This is a genomic window from Microvirga tunisiensis (genome assembly GCF_009296175.1).
Lineage (GTDB): Bacteria > Pseudomonadota > Alphaproteobacteria > Rhizobiales > Beijerinckiaceae > Microvirga > Microvirga tunisiensis.
The window spans coordinates 1-1,331 of the sequence record NZ_VOSK01000763.1 but is presented as its reverse complement, the minus strand read 5'-3'; the positions used below and the strand labels follow the sequence as shown (position 1 = coordinate 1,331).

3 protein-coding genes and 1 pseudogene are annotated in these 1,331 nt (G+C 64.8%); 1 reads left to right on the top strand and 3 read right to left on the bottom strand.

Annotated elements, in window-relative coordinates:
* Window positions 1–87: 87 nt before the first annotated feature.
* Both FS320_RS46860 and FS320_RS49460 read right to left on the bottom strand, forming a co-directional pair.
* Window positions 88–399, bottom strand: a complete 312-nt coding sequence (locus FS320_RS46860; protein WP_162562924.1) for a hypothetical protein — start codon at window positions 397–399, stop codon at window positions 88–90.
* An 84-nt stretch (window positions 400–483) separates the two neighbouring features.
* Window positions 484–771 carry a hypothetical protein gene (locus tag FS320_RS49460; protein WP_244627768.1) on the bottom strand — a complete coding sequence of 96 codons (288 nt, stop codon included), beginning with the start codon at window positions 769–771 and terminating at the stop codon, window positions 484–486.
* A gap of 10 nt (window positions 772–781) precedes the next feature.
* Between FS320_RS49460 and FS320_RS49455 the strand changes: the two genes are divergently transcribed.
* On the top strand, window positions 782–1,231 hold the full coding sequence (locus FS320_RS49455) for a DUF1612 domain-containing protein (protein ID WP_244627767.1): 450 nt from the start codon (window positions 782–784) through the stop codon (window positions 1,229–1,231).
* Here the strand turns inward: FS320_RS49455 and FS320_RS43475 are convergent.
* Window positions 1,226–1,331, bottom strand: a pseudogene (locus tag FS320_RS43475) (IS5-like element ISMra2 family transposase); the annotation flags it as partial. The gene FS320_RS49455 and the pseudogene FS320_RS43475 overlap by 6 nt on opposite strands.

Sequence of the window (1,331 nt, the reverse complement as noted above, 5' to 3'; positions counted from 1 at the left end):
CTGTCGTTCTTCGACTATCTTGGCGACCGGCTCGGCCTGAATGGGGATCAGCCGAGAATTCCGCCCCTTGCCGACCTCGTCATCCGGTCAGCCTAAGGCCCACCGTCCCCCAAACTGCCCCGATGACTGCATCGGGATTGGGACGAGGAGCATATCGAGCGTGCCGCGCTCGCGCTGCCGGACCTGCCGTGGGAGAGCATCGCGGCTCGGCTCGAACAGATCACGATTGCCGTTCTGCGGTTTGATGCTCGCCTGGACGCCTCTGGCCTCGCTGCCGGCTGGCAGTCCCGCTGCGACATGACCGAAGCGGTCCGCGCCCTGATCCTCGATGGTCATCTGGTCGATGTCGGTGACTTGGTGCTGCACGATGCCGGTATGGACGTGCGCCACCCCACCCATGAACTCACCCGGGCCGCCGCGGCGCTGAAGTCCCGACGAACGGCCATGGCGCGCAAGGCCCCGTGGCCGCTGTCGATCGACGGATTATCCGCCCTGCGGGGCATCGGAGGTGTCGCGGACGAGGCGTCGCGGCCGTCCAAGGTGAAGCGTCCAGATCCCGACGATGACGAGGCCTATCCGCTGCACGCCAACGATGCCGATCCCTGGAAGGCCCACTTTGCCGAGATCGATGCCCTGCTCGATCGCACCAGCAAGGTGCTCGCCGGCGAAACCCCGCTGCGCAAGAGCCGCTCGCACCTGGTCTATGATCCGGATCAGGACGAGGCCGAAAACGAAGATCTGTGGCTGGATCTGATCAAGCGCACGAGCCATTGGCCGGCAATTGCGGCGGCGGCTGTGGCCTGGAAATGCCTGGCTCGACCTCAACCTCTACACCCGCCAGCCATGGCTCGGACTGACGATGGCTGCGTCGATCCTGCGGGCCCGAGGTCTGACCACCCATCTGCTGCCGCTGGCGGCCGGGTTCAAGCAGTCGAAGTTCCGGCCGCAGGGTCGGGAAGGGGCCCGGGAAAAGTTGGAGGGCTTCTGCAGCGTGATCGAGGAGGCGCTGACCATTGCCAACAAGGACTTGGACCGGCTGATCCTCGCCCGTGAGCTGATGAACCGGGTGACCAAAGAGTGCCGCAGCAACTCGAAGCTGCCAGGCCTGGTGGACCTGTTCCTGTCACCTCCTCTGGTGACGGTGGCACTCGGCGCCAAGCTGCTGAAGGTCACGCCGAAGGCGGTGGACCTTATGCTGGGGCAGCTAGGGCGTGTCTGCAAAGGGCTATAGCCAGAGCATGATCATGCCGAGGTTGACCATCGCGAGATAGTTGGCGGCGCGCTTCTCGTAGCGTGTGGCGATGCGGCGGAATTGCTTGAGGCGGTTGATC

Excerpts from the sequence above, each read along its gene's own strand:
- FS320_RS46860 (WP_162562924.1), bottom strand. The coding sequence starts at position 399 with ATGGGTGGGGTGGCGCACGTCCATACCGGCATCGTGCAGCACCAAGTC.
- FS320_RS49460 (WP_244627768.1), bottom strand. The coding sequence starts at position 771 with ATGGCTCGTGCGCTTGATCAGATCCAGCCACAGATCTTCGTTTTCGGC.